At 55.1% G+C, this 13,452-nt stretch carries 11 protein-coding genes; all 11 read left to right on the top strand.

Annotation, left to right across the window (positions count from 1 at the left end):
- The first annotated feature begins 18 nt into the window (after nucleotides 1-18).
- The 11 genes from QWT68_RS11190 (at nucleotide 19) to QWT68_RS11140 (ending at nucleotide 13,452) form a co-directional block, all read left to right on the top strand.
- Nucleotides 19-156 (top strand): hypothetical protein, encoded by a 138-nt coding sequence (locus tag QWT68_RS11190; RefSeq protein WP_290148421.1) that lies wholly within the window; start codon nucleotides 19-21, stop codon nucleotides 154-156.
- 415 nt (nucleotides 157-571) lie between these two features.
- Nucleotides 572-2,794: a ribonucleoside-diphosphate reductase subunit alpha gene (locus QWT68_RS11185; protein ID WP_052461906.1), complete on the top strand. Its 2,223-nt coding sequence runs from the start codon at nucleotides 572-574 to the stop codon at nucleotides 2,792-2,794.
- Nucleotides 2,779-3,228 (top strand): flavodoxin, encoded by a 450-nt coding sequence (locus QWT68_RS11180; RefSeq protein ID WP_040287657.1) that lies wholly within the window; start codon nucleotides 2,779-2,781, stop codon nucleotides 3,226-3,228. Before QWT68_RS11185 ends, QWT68_RS11180 begins: the two co-directional genes overlap by 16 nt.
- A complete protein-coding gene (locus tag QWT68_RS11175; protein ID WP_052461905.1) occupies nucleotides 3,174-4,235 on the top strand; it encodes a ribonucleotide-diphosphate reductase subunit beta in 1,062 nt (353 codons plus the stop codon). The genes QWT68_RS11180 and QWT68_RS11175 overlap by 55 nt, the downstream gene beginning before the upstream one ends.
- Nucleotides 4,236-4,706: 471 nt before the next feature.
- Nucleotides 4,707-8,384 carry a nitrate reductase subunit alpha gene (locus QWT68_RS11170; RefSeq protein ID WP_290148420.1) on the top strand — a complete coding sequence of 1,226 codons (3,678 nt, stop codon included), beginning with the start codon at nucleotides 4,707-4,709 and terminating at the stop codon, nucleotides 8,382-8,384.
- Entirely contained in the window at nucleotides 8,374-9,990 is a 1,617-nt protein-coding gene (gene narH, locus QWT68_RS11165) for a nitrate reductase subunit beta (RefSeq protein WP_040287654.1), read from the top strand. Before QWT68_RS11170 ends, narH begins: the two co-directional genes overlap by 11 nt.
- Nucleotides 9,983-10,555 (top strand): nitrate reductase molybdenum cofactor assembly chaperone, encoded by a 573-nt coding sequence (gene narJ, locus QWT68_RS11160; protein WP_040287653.1) that lies wholly within the window; start codon nucleotides 9,983-9,985, stop codon nucleotides 10,553-10,555. Before narH ends, narJ begins: the two co-directional genes overlap by 8 nt.
- Nucleotides 10,548-11,228: a respiratory nitrate reductase subunit gamma gene (gene narI / locus QWT68_RS11155; RefSeq protein WP_040287652.1), complete on the top strand. Its 681-nt coding sequence runs from the start codon at nucleotides 10,548-10,550 to the stop codon at nucleotides 11,226-11,228. Before narJ ends, narI begins: the two co-directional genes overlap by 8 nt.
- A 48-nt stretch (nucleotides 11,229-11,276) precedes the next feature.
- Complete coding sequence (locus QWT68_RS11150) at nucleotides 11,277-11,744, top strand: GAF domain-containing protein (RefSeq protein ID WP_040287651.1); 468 nt, start codon at nucleotides 11,277-11,279, stop codon at nucleotides 11,742-11,744.
- Nucleotides 11,741-12,808: a sensor histidine kinase gene (locus tag QWT68_RS11145; protein ID WP_290148415.1), complete on the top strand. Its 1,068-nt coding sequence runs from the start codon at nucleotides 11,741-11,743 to the stop codon at nucleotides 12,806-12,808. The genes QWT68_RS11150 and QWT68_RS11145 overlap by 4 nt, the downstream gene beginning before the upstream one ends.
- Nucleotides 12,805-13,452, top strand: coding sequence for a response regulator (locus tag QWT68_RS11140; protein ID WP_040287650.1), 648 nt, complete (start codon nucleotides 12,805-12,807; stop codon nucleotides 13,450-13,452). The genes QWT68_RS11145 and QWT68_RS11140 overlap by 4 nt, the downstream gene beginning before the upstream one ends.

Below are 13,452 nucleotides of genomic sequence, written 5' to 3'. Positions count from 1 at the left end.
GCGGCCTCTGCAGAGCAGGTGAGCGCATCATCCGTCGCCCAGCAGCAGGAACTTGAGCGGGTGGCGGCATCCGTCCAGCAGATGTCCAAAATCGCGAACGAGCTGCAGCTTGTCGTCAGCCGGTTCAAACTGGCGGGTCATGGTGACCAAGTGTAATCGGAACTGAAGGTTCGAGAGGAGAAAGTGCTATTTTTTCTCCTCTCTTTTTTCTTTTCCCCGATTATCCGCAGCCTGCAAGTTGGAAGAAAAGCGTGAGGATTTCGCATGTGATTTTTTTAAGAGGACAACTCGGTAACACTCTCTAATCTGTGTTAAAATGTTTCTTTGAGCTGAAAATCAGGCTTACCACAAGGAAGATTAATTCAAACTTTTCTACCCACGCCTTTTAGTCCATTGAATGAAAAATCACTACATGTTATGCTGTAGTGCATATACAAACACTATATATAGTGTTTGACCACTCCTTGCAATGGGGTACATGAATTGTAATCACAGAACCATTTAGTTTCCATGCACCTTGAAGAAAACCTGAAATCATACATACGAACAAATCGGAAGGGGACGGTCGGTAATGACACTTACTCGGGAAACAAATGACACGGCGGGCATCCTGCAGGCACTGACAGAAGAATTCGGCACAGAAAAGATAGCGCCGCTCACGGAGGCGAGTGGAAAATGGCTGGCCAAGCATCCGGAGGGCTCGCTGAAGGAATGGACCAACGCTATGATTCTGGAGGCGCTGAGTAACATAGACGAATCCGCGAGTTACTGGACATTCGCGGCGGCACGCCTGTATTTGCAGCAGCTATATGCAGACCAGCAGCAGGTGCGGGGAAAAGCACCATACACGGACTTCGCAGGCCATGTTGCCTCCCTTGTCGAACAGGGGCTGTATACGTCTGATCTGACGGACGCCTATTCCGAAGGTGAACTGTCAGCGATCGGTGCCCTGATCCACCCGGAACGGGACAAGCTGTTCACCTATATCGGGCTGAAGACACTCATGGACCGATACGCGGCCGTGAATTTCACGAAACAGCCGGTCGAACTGCCCCAGGAACGCTGGCTCGTCATCGCGATGACTCTCATGCAGCAGGAGACGGACGACCGGATCGGCAAGATCGCGGAAGCGTACTGGGCGATGAGCAATCTGTATATGACAGTCGCTACACCGACACTGTCGAATGCGGGTAAGCCGCACGGCCAGCTTTCGAGCTGTTTCATCGACACGGTCGACGACTCACTGACAGGCATTTACAACAGCAACACCGATATTGCGAACCTGTCGAAATACGGCGGCGGTATCGGTGTGTATATGGGGAAGGTCCGCTCACGCGGATCATCCATCCGCGGTTTCAAAGGAGCATCGAGCGGCGTCCTCCCGTGGATCAAGCAGCTCAACAACACAGCGGTCAGCGTCGATCAGCTCGGCCAGCGCCAGGGGGCGGTCGCCGTCTACCTGGACGTGTGGCACAAGGACATCTTCACGTTCCTCGACCTGAAACTGAATAACGGGGATGAGCGGCTCCGCGCCCACGACATCTTCACAGGGGTCTGCCTGCCGGACCTGTTCATGGAAGCTGTCGATGCACGCGGTGACTGGCACCTGTTCGATCCGCACGAAGTCCGGACGGTCATGGGCTACTCACTCGAAGATTCCTATGATGAAACGAAAGGTTCCGGTACATTCCGTGAACGCTACGAGGCCTGCGTCAACCACCCGGAGATCACGAAGGAGACCGTTCCTGCAATCGAAATCATGAAACGGATCATGCGCAGCCAGCTCGAGACCGGCACGCCGTACATGTTCTACCGGGACGAAGTGAACCGGGCGAACCCGAACAAGCATGAAGGTATCGTCTATTCAAGTAATCTCTGCAGCGAGATCATGCAAAATATGAGCGCAACGGAGTTCGAATCGGTCACATTGGAAGATGACATCGTCGTCACTCGTTCCAAGCCGGGCGACTTCGTCGTCTGCAACCTGTCATCGGTCAACCTCGGAAAAGCAGTCCCGGCGGGCGTCCTTGACCGTCTCATTCCAATTCAGGTGCGTATGCTCGACAACGTCATCGATCTGAACAAGATCCCAGTCGTACAGGCGCAGCGGACCAACAGCCGCTACCGGGGCATCGGCCTCGGTACGTTCGGCTGGCACCATCTGCTGGCGCTGAAAGGCATCCAGTGGGAATCCGACGAAGCGGTCGAATTCGCAGACCGCCTGTATGAGCAGATCGCATTCCTGACGATCCGGTCATCTGTCGAACTGGCAGCCGAGAAAGGGGCCTATCCGCTCTTCGAGGGTTCCGACTGGCATACCGGCTCCTATTTCGAGAAACGCGGCTATGTCTCCGCGGATTGGGAACGGCTGCGTGAGCAGACAGCGGAGACCGGCATCCGGAACGGCTATCTGATGGCGGTTGCGCCGAACAGCTCCACATCGGTCATCGCCGGTTCCACTGCATCGATCGACCCGGTGTTCAAACCGTTCTACCATGAAGAGAAAAAGGATTATAAACTGCCGGTCATCGCACCGGATCTGGATCATAACACGTACGATGTCTACCGCCGGTCGGCCTATATCGTCGATCAGCGATGGTCCATCAAACAGAATGCAGCCCGTCAGCGTCACATCGACCAGTCAATCTCATTCAATTTCTACGTACCGAACAATATCCGTGCGTCCGTGCTGCTCGACCTGCACATGCAGGCCTGGAAATCCGGCATGAAGACGACGTATTACACCCGTTCCACCGCTTCGGATATCGAGGAGTGCGAATGGTGTCATTCCTGATCGCCTATGCGTCATGGAGCGGCAACACAGCGGAAGTGGCGGAATTGGTCGGACAGACGCTGACGGCAGGCGGTGCAGACATCACACTGCACCGCATCGGGACAGGGCCTGTGCCAGATTACCGTGACTACGATGCCATGATTGTCGGCTCGTTCACATGGGATCAGGGCTCGACCCCGGATGAAGTGAAAGATTTCGTACTGGATGTCGGTGTGAAACCGGACCATGTCTTCGTTTTCGGGACAGGCGACACCCAGTTCGGCGGCGACGAACTGTTTTGCCGGGCGGCCGTGAAGTTGGCCCGCTTCTACAACTCAGCGCTCGCACCGCTGAAAATCGAGCAAAGCCCGCGCGGCGCGCAGGAACAGCGCGTCGTCCAATGGGCGGAAGGAGTGCTGGATCATTGGCGACACTTACACGAGTTAACGTACTGAACCCTGCAAATCCAAATAAGGCAACCGCCATATTCGGCGGGGAAGCAAGCGGTATCCTCAACTGGAACAACTTGGCGCACCCGCATTTCTACACATTGCGGCAGCGTATCCGTTCCCTGTTCTGGACAGCGAACGAAGTGGATATGACACAGGACGTCAAGCAGTTCCCGACACTGACGAAAGCGGAGCAGGATGCCTTCCTCAAGATCATTGGCCTGCTCGCGACACTGGACGGCCCCCAGACCGTCATTGCGATGAAAATCGCGGACTTCGCGACGGATCCGTCCGTCAAATCTATCATGGCGACAATCGCCGACCAGGAAAGCGAGCATAACCACAGCTATGCATATGTCCTGTCATCGGTGACGACCTATGACAAGCAGATCGAATCGTTCGAGATGGGACGCACTGATGAAGTGCTCATGAAACGGAACGAGCGGATTGTCGAAGTGTATAACGAATTCGCAACGGACCCGACAATCGGGACAGTGCTGAAAGCGATGGTCTATACGACGCTGCTCGAAGGCCTGTTCTTCTACAGCGGCTTCGCTTTCTTCTATAACATGGCACGCCACCAGAAGATGGTCGGTACGTCAACGATGATTTCATACATCAACCGCGACGAGCTGCAGCACGGGAAAGCGATCAGTGATATCTTCCGCGCAGCCCTTGCCGAGAATCCGGAGTACAACACCGAAGAGTTCACGGAGTGGATCTATGAGCAGTTCCGCCATTCGGTGGAGCAGGAGATCATCTGGAGCCGGTACGTGCTCGCGGATATCGACGGCATCGATCTCGATGAGATGGACGGCTATGTGAAATACCGTGCCAACAAGATGCTTCGCATGCTCGGACTGAGCGAACTCTATCCGGAATTCACCGACAACCCGATGAAATGGATCCGTGCCTACACGGACAACTTCGACGGGACCAAGACGGATTTCTTCGAGCAGACATCCCGCCAGTACGTCAAAACGAGCGACTTGAACGGATTTGACGACCTATAATCGTGAAACACCAGACACCGGCAGCCTGCCGGGAAGTCTGGTGTTTTTTTGTATTGATTGACGCCAGGCGGGACGCCCTTATCCAACTCCCTTAGTTTCAGGGGAATTGACAGGAATCGACTGTGCTGAAATAGGCCTTTCCCTTATATGAAGCAGGACGCGTCCGCCGTATACTGAAGATGCTTTCGTGAAATGTACGCTGGAAACCAGAAATACAGATAGAAAGACGGATAAGAGAAAAGTCACGGAACTGTCACAGACACAGCGCCAGCTAACTTCCCTCAAATGGACTCTAGTAAACTATTACTTTTTATCACTAAATTCATTACGAAAAAAGAACCTATTTTAGTAATAGGGAATTCCCTTATAGCAAAGAGTCAGAATACATATTAGGCTGAGTATATAAGGAAATCTCAGTAAGTCCTGTCAATGGAAACGCGATTGGTCATTCAGAAGGGAGCAGGAAGTACAATGAGGAAGACAAAATTCAACTTGAACTATTTCAAGCCTGTGGAAAAATACTCGGGCGACTGGTCGGTGCTCGAAGAGAAGAACCGTGATTGGGAGAATATGTACCGGCAGCGCTGGTCGCATGATAAGGTCGTGCGCACAACGCACGGCGTTAACTGTACAGGTTCCTGCAGCTGGAAAGTGTTCGTGAAGAACGGAATCATCACATGGGAAAACCAGCAGATCGATTACCCTTCCTGCGGCCCTGATATGCCTGAATTCGAACCGCGGGGCTGTCCGCGGGGGGCTTCATTCTCCTGGTACGAATACAGTCCCCTCCGTATCAAATACCCGTACATCCGCGGGAAATTGTGGCGCATGTGGAATCAGGCGCTGACCGAAGAGAAAGACCCTGTACGCGCTTGGGCGAGCATTGTGGAAGACCCCGCCAAGTCCACGGAATATAAGAAGGCGCGCGGGAAAGGCGGACACGTCCGCATCCATTGGCGTGATGCGACGATACTCATTTCCGCACAGCTCATCTATACGATCCAGAAGTACGGGCCTGACCGGATTGCAGGGTTCACCCCGATTCCGGCGATGTCGATGGTCAGCTACGCGTCCGGTGCGCGCTTCATTTCCCTTCTGGGCGGCGAGATGCTGAGCTTCTATGACTGGTATGCGGATCTGCCGCCTGCCTCCCCGCAGATCTGGGGCGAGCAGACAGACGTTCCGGAATCGAGTGACTGGTTCAACGCAGGCTACATCGTCATGTGGGGATCGAACGTACCGCTGACAAGGACTCCGGATGCCCACTTCCTGACAGAAGTCCGCTACAAGGGTACGAAAGTCGTCTCCGTTGCACCGGACTATGCGGAAAGTGTCACGCATGCGGATGACTGGATCGCAGCGAATCCGGGTACGGACGCAGCTGTCGCACAGGCGATGACGCATGTCATCCTCGACGAATTCTATGAACAGCGGAAAGAGCCGATGTTCCTGAACTATGCGAAACAATACACGGATATGCCGTTCCTGCTTCTGCTGGATGAACATGAAGGTGCTTATAAAGCAGGACGTTTCCTGCGCGCCAGCGATATCGGACAGGAGTCCCAGCATGCCGAATGGAAGTCGGTCATCCTGGATGAGAGCACAGACGAGATCATCGTGCCGAACGGGACGATGGGCCAGCGCTGGGAGGATGACGTGAAGTGGAACCTGCTGCTCGACAAGGAAGATGGAACACGCGTCGAACCTGCATTGTCCATCGCGGACCATGGAGCGGAGTGGAAGGAGATCCGCTTCCCGTTCTTCGACAACCTGTCGAACGGCGTCTTCGACCGCACCATTCCGGCCAAGGAAATCACGCTGGCAGACGGCACCGTCCGCCAAGTCGCGACCGTCTATGATGTCATGGCCAGCCAATACGGCGTCCGCCGCAGCGGACATGAAACCGAAGCGGAGGATTACTTCGATAAGTCATCGATCTACACACCGGGCTGGCAGGAGAAGATCACCAGTGTCAAACCGGAGCTCGTCATCCAGATTGCCCGGGAATTCGCACAGAACTCGCTCGATACGGGCGGCCGCTCGATGATCATCATGGGTGCCGGCATCAACCACTGGTTCAACAGTGATACGATCTACAGAGCTATTCTGAACCTTGTCACGCTGACAGCCTCCCAAGGTGTCAACGGCGGCGGCTGGGCGCATTACGTCGGACAGGAGAAATGCCGTCCGATCGAAGGGTGGAGCACGATCGCCTTCGCACGGGACTGGCAGGCACCGCCGCGGCTCCAGAATGCGACGTCGTTCTTCTACTTCGCAACCGATCAATGGAAGTATGAGGAAGCCGGCACGCAGTCGCTCATGTCACCGCTCGGTGGGAACTCCCGCTATGAGCATCCGGCGGACTACAACGTGCTCGCTGCGCGGCTCGGCTGGATGCCGTCCTATCCGCAGTTCAACCGCAACAGTCTGCAGCTCACAGAAGAAGCAGCCGAAGCGGGGCACACGACAACACCTGAAATCGTGGACTACGTAAAGAATCAGCTGATCTCAGGAGATATGCAGTTCGCAATCGAGGATCCGGATGCACCGGAAAACTTCCCGAGAAGCCTGTTCGTCTGGCGCTCGAATCTCGTCTCCAGCTCCGCAAAAGGTCAGGAATACTTCATGAAGCACCTGTTCGGCGCAACCGACAACCTCCTGGCCAAGCCGAATGAACGCATGAAGCCGGAAGAAGTCGTCTGGCGGGATGAAGTCGAAGGAAAACTTGACCTGCTCGTCGCGCTCGACTTCCGGATGACAACGACCCCGCTCTATGCCGATCTGGTCCTGCCGGCAGCGACCTGGTATGAGAAAGTCGACTTGTCGTCCACGGATATGCACCCATTCGTCCACCCGTTCAATCCGGCGGTCGATCCTCTATGGGAATCACGTTCCGACTGGGACATCTACCGGTCGATCGCGGAGACTTTCTCGGAAATAGCGAAGACCCATCTTCCGGGCGTCTACAAAGACCTGGTGACCTCTCCGCTCGCCCACGACTCGGCGCAGGAGATCGCACAGCCATACGGCGATGTGCGGGACTGGACGAAAGGCGAGGCGGAAGCGATCCCGGGCAAGACGATGCCCGGCATGACGATTGTCGAACGAGACTATACGAAAGTGTATGACAAGTACGTCACGCTCGGACCGCTTTTATCTACAGGAAAAGTAGGGGCACACGGCGTCAGCTTCTCGGTTGCGGACGAATACGAAATGATGAAGGGCATCAACGGGGTCTACGAAGACGACACCATCAAAGACGGACTGCCGAAGCTGCACACCGCGAAGCATGTTGCGGAAGCGATGCTGACACTGTCTTCAGCGACGAACGGACGTGTCTCCCAGAAAGCATTCCTTTCTGCGGAAGCGGACACCGGCGTGGAACTCAAGGACATCTCGGCAGACCGAGCGGCGGAACGGTTCACATTTGCCGGTATCACCGCGCAGCCGCGTGAAGTCATTCCGACTCCGGTCTTCAGCGGATCCAACAAACTGGGTCGCAGATACTCGCCGTTTACGACCAACATCGAGCGTCTCGTGCCGTTCCGGACGCTGACAGGACGCCAACACTTCTATCTGGATCATGAGCTGTTCCTCGACTTCGGGGAGGCGCTGCCGGTCTATAAACCGACACTGCCGCCGCTCGTACTCGGGCCGCATGACCGTCCTGTCGCAGGCACGGAGGACTCCCTCGTCCTGCGCTATCTGACACCGCATGGCAAGTGGAACATCCATACGACCTACCAGGACAACCAGCACATGCTGACATTGTTCCGCGGAGGTCCGACCGTCTGGCTGTCCGACGTGGATGCAGACGCACATGGCATCGATGACAACCAGTGGCTGGAGGTCTATAACCGGAACGGCGTCGTCACAGCCCGTGCTGTCGTCAGCCACCGGATGCCAAAAGGCACGATGTTCATGTACCACGCACAGGATAAGCACATCCAGGTGCCGGGCTCCGAAATTACGGAAGAACGCGGCGGCAGCCATAACGCGCCGACACGCATCCATATGAAACCGACACAGATGGTCGGCGGATACGCACAGCTGAGCTATGGCTTCAACTACTACGGACCGATCGGCAACCAGCGTGACGAGTACGTAGCCGTCCGCAAAATGAAGGAGGTCAACTGGCTTGAAAATTAAAGCGCAGATCGCAATGGTGATGAACCTGGACAAATGCATCGGCTGCCATACGTGCAGCGTGACATGCAAAACGACATGGACGAACCGCGAAGGTGCTGAATATATGTGGTTCAACAACGTGGAAACGAAGCCGGGGATCGGCTATCCGAAGCGGTGGGAAGACCAGGAGATCTACAAAGGCGGCTGGAACCTGCGGAACGGCAAGCTGGAGCTCAAATCGGGCTCCAAGCTTTCCAAAATCGCCCTCGGCAAGATCTTCTACAACCCGGATATGCCGGAGATGAAAGACTATTACGAGCCATGGACGTACGATTACGAAAAGCTGACAACGGCACCGGACAGTGAGCATACGCCGGTCGCCCGCGCGAAATCGGTCGTCACAGGCGACTACATGGACCTCGAGTGGGGGCCGAACTGGGAGGATCAGCTCGCGGGCGGCCATATCACAGGCCCGACGGATCCGAATATCCAGAAGATCGAAGAGGAGATCAAGTTCAACTTCGAGCAGGCGTTCATGATGTACCTGCCGCGGCTGTGCGAGCACTGCCTCAACCCTAGCTGTGTCGCATCCTGTCCGTCAGGCGCCATGTACAAACGGGACGAGGACGGCATCGTCCTCGTCGACCAGGAAGCGTGCCGCGGCTGGCGCTACTGCATGACCGGCTGCCCGTACAAAAAAGTGTACTTCAACTGGAAGACGAACAAAGCCGAGAAGTGCACATTCTGCTTCCCGCGCATCGAATCCGGACTCCCGACCGTATGCTCGGAGACATGTACAGGACGGATCCGCTATCTCGGTGTCCTGCTGTATGATGCGGACCGTGTCCTCGAAGCAGCGGCCACTCCGGATCCGAAAGACCTGTACAACGCACAATGCGATCTGTTCCTTGACCCAAGCGATCCGGAAGTGATCGAACAGGCAAGGAAAGACGGCATCTCGGAAGACTGGATCACGGCAGCCCAGAACTCACCGGTCTACAAGCTCGCGATCGAGTACAAACTCGCATTCCCGCTCCACCCGGAATACCGCACGCTGCCGATGGTCTGGTATGTGCCGCCGCTCAGCCCGATCATGAACTACTTCGAAGGAAAAGACTCCATCCAGAATCCGGATATGATCTTCCCGGCAATCGAAGAAATGCGGATCCCGATCCAATACTTGGCCAATATGCTGACAGCAGGTGATACGGAAACCGTGAAAGGCTCCCTGCAGCGCATGGCGATGATGCGCTCCTTCATGAGAGCCCAGTCTTCCGGCAAGGACTTCGATGAAAGCAAACTGGATCGGGTCGGCCTGACCGCTTCCACCGCGAAAAAGATGTACCGCCTTCTGGCCATCGCGAAATACGAAGACCGTTTCGTTATCCCGACCTCCCACAAAGAGGGGCAGATGAACGTCTACCGCTCCCAAGGATCGGCCGGCTACACCGGAATGGGTACGTATGGCGAAGCTGTCCAGCAGGATCCATACAGCAACTTCTCCGTCATGGGATCGAATGGCAGCTGTGACGGTTGCGGCCCGGTCAATGCGGGAGCAGGAGCGCCAGTCAAGACCGGGAAGGAAATCTACGAAGAGAATTTCTATGGGGGGATCTGGCGTGATTGACTTGGATCTTCTGTACGACAAGAAACAGATTTTCGGGTTTTTCGCCCAGCAGTTCTCCTATCCTGAAAAACTCACATTCCATCCCGATGTGCTGGAGGGGTCCGTCCGCCCCTCCGATCCTTCCTATCCCTATGTGAAGGAGTACTGGGACGAAATGATGACGTACAGCCTCGATGAAATCCAGGAGATGTATACATATACCTTGGATTTCCAGAGCGATGCCACCCTGTTCATGACCTACGTGAAGATGGGGGATTCGAAAGAACGCGGCCAGACGCTGGCCCGGCTGAAAGTGCTGTACGAAATGTTCGGGCTTACGATGCCGGACAGCGAACTGCCTGATTCGCTGCCGCTTATGTGTGAATTCATCTACGCGGCGGAATGGAAGGGAGACCCGCGCGCCCAGCAGAGTTTCTCGATGCTGCTGGCGGTGCTGGAAGACGGCTCCTATCATCTGATGAAAGCGCTCGAGAAGTACGGCAGTCCGTATTATTCCCTTGTCAGAGGGATGCGTGAAGAATTCAAAGCATGCATGATCCCACGGGAGGTTCCGGCCAATGACTAGTCAATTTTTATGGGTGATATTCCCTTATCTCTGTATCGCGGTATTCATCGTCGGTCACATTTTCCGGTACCGGCACGATCAGTTCGGCTGGACGGCGAAATCCAGTGAATTCATCGAGAAGAAGCAGCTGATGATCGGCAGCCTGCTGTTCCATATCGGGATCTTTCCGGTCATCCTTGGGCATGTTGCAGGACTCGGCATCCCCAAAGAATGGACGCGGGCCATGGGCGTCAGCGATCATATGTACCATCTCGGCGCTGTATGGGGAGGCGGATTCTTCGGTGTCGTGACATTGATCGGAATGATCATCCTGACGAGCCGCCGTTTCACGAACAGCAATGTGCGTCACCTGTCGTCCGCTTCGGACCTGATCGTCAATACGTTCCTTCTGCTCATCGTGTTCCTCGGCGTCTACAGCTCGCTGATCACCAATACGATGACACCCGGGTTCGATTACCGGTCGACCATTTCGATCTGGTTCCGCTCTCTGCTGATCCTGCGTCCGGATGCGGCATTCATGGCGTCCGTACCGATCATGTTCAAACTGCACATCCTGACAGGATTCCTGATTTTCGCACTGTGGCCGTTCACCCGGCTCGTCCATGTATGGAGTGTACCGTTGAATTATGTGGGCAGAAGCTATATTCTGTACAGAAAAGACAAACGAAACTGATCCGGAGAGGGGCTGCATGAGACCTCTCTCCAGCGAGGGAGGACACTCATGGAAAGCCGAGCACCCGCGTTCGATTATCTGCAGCAAGTGGAGGAGATCCGCCGTATTATGGATTGCGACTTCACAGCCCTTGCCCTAGTGCAGCCGGAAGAGCGCCGTTTCCAGATCCGCTGGGAGTATGCGTCCGGGAATTTGAGCCAGCGGTACCGCCGTATCGTCCTGCAGTCGGGAAAAGGCGTGGCGGGAACTGTCTTCAAGACAGGGAAAGCGATCTTCGCCCCCGACACGGAGGACTATTTCAAGGAGAAGGATCTGTACAACTACCCGATCATCATGGCGGAAGGGCTCGAGAGCTTCGCTGCCATCCCGCTGTTCAAGTACAATCGGGTCAAAGGCATCCTGCTGGCGGGCTGCAGGAAGAAGAATTGCATGGATGAGGAGAAATTCAAACTGCTTCAGACCCTGGTCGCCCCCACGTTCGGTCCCTACTACAGTGAGGAGATGAGCGTAAATTGAAGGAACTGAGTCAAAACGGCATGAACAGCCTGCTGATGAAGCTGTATGACCGTTCGTCGGAAGCCATATTCTTCTTCGATGAGGAGAACCGGGTCGTCTCCATGAACCAGGCAGCGGAGCAGATCCTCGATCCGCAAGTTGCCGAGCTCATGAAAGCAGGAAGCACAAAAGCGATCTGTATGGCCTGCAAAGGATTTACCAGCGCAGAGGAAGAGCAGACGTGCATCGCCTGCTATATGTCAGATCCCGATCGTGATATCCCATCATTCCAGGTGTTCCTGGAGACGGCGGGCAGGGGGATCGTGCCGTATACAGGCAGCATCCAGATGATCGACAGAGAAAATGGGATCCGTGTCTTCATGTTGCGCGACCTGACCGAACAGATCAAGACTCAGGAATCGATGCATCAGCAGACGCTCGTCAAGCGGGTCATCAAAGCCCAGGAAGGCGAACGGAAACGGATTTCACGGGAACTGCATGACAGTGTGGCGCAGGAAATGCTCAGCGCACTCGTCGACCTGCGTGTCTTGAAATATATGAATGTGGAAGAAGACGTCTTGAAGAAAGTCAAGCAGACGGAAGGCTCGCTCATGCGCCTGCTGGAAGACATTCGTCATCTGTCCGTCCAGCTGCGTCCGGCCACGCTGGATGACCTTGGACTGGAGGCGGCGTTCAGAACGCATTTCAAATGGATCGAGAAGAACTATGGCATGCTCGTCGACTTCAGCAGCAACGTCCAGTCCGTCCGGTTCGACGGGGAAATCGAGACAGTCGTCTACCGGGTCTGCCAGGAAGCGGTGTTCAATGCGCTGAAGTATGCAGGCGTGGAAGAGGTGGAGGTGGCACTGCTGCTGACGGATTCCGATCTGAAGCTGACCGTGGAAGACAGGGGGTCCGGCTTCGACCTCAATTCCCCTGTCCATAAAGGCACGGGTCTCGGTCTGTTCGGCATGAGGGAGCGCGCGGAACTCGTGCATGCAGACTTGACTATACGATCAGGCATCGGAACGGGGACCGTAATTGAACTGACCGTGCCTCTGAACGGAAGGGGAGACGGACAGTGAAACTTATTATTGCAGACGACCACGCTGTCGTCAGAAGCGGCTTCGCCCACATTTTGAATTACCAGCCCGATATGGAGGTCGTTGCGACTGCGGCGGACGGTCTGGAGGCATACGACCAAGTCGCGAAACACCGACCGGATGTCCTTCTCATGGATCTCAGCATGCCGCCGGGAGAAAGCGGACTGATCGCCACCGGCAAAATCAGTGAGGATTTCCCCGAAACGAAAATTGTCATCCTGACCATGTACGACGATGAGGAGTATCTCTTCCATGTGCTGAAAAGCGGGGCATCCGGTTACGTACTGAAAAACTCGCCGGATGATGAGCTGTTCTCGGCGATCCGCACCGTCTATGACGGCGGCACGTACATCCAGCCCTCCATGGCGACATCGCTCGTCCGGGAATTCGTCAAGAAAGACGGAGACGAAGTCGAGACCGATCCCTTCAAAATCTTGTCGAAGCGTGAAATCGAAGTGCTTCCGCTCGTTGCGAAAGGATACGGCAACAAGGAAATTGCAGAAAAACTGTACATTTCGGTGAAAACAGTGGAAGCCCATAAAGCCAAACTGATGGAAAAACTGAACTTGAAGAGCAAACCGGAGCTCGTCGAGTATGCGCTCAAAAAGAAGTTCCTGAACTTCTGA

The organism is Sporosarcina trichiuri, from assembly GCF_030406775.1.
In the GTDB taxonomy this organism is placed as follows: domain Bacteria; phylum Bacillota; class Bacilli; order Bacillales_A; family Planococcaceae; genus Sporosarcina; species Sporosarcina trichiuri.
The sequence above is the reverse complement of the archived record's forward strand: the minus strand, read 5'-3'. Positions and strand labels throughout refer to the sequence as shown.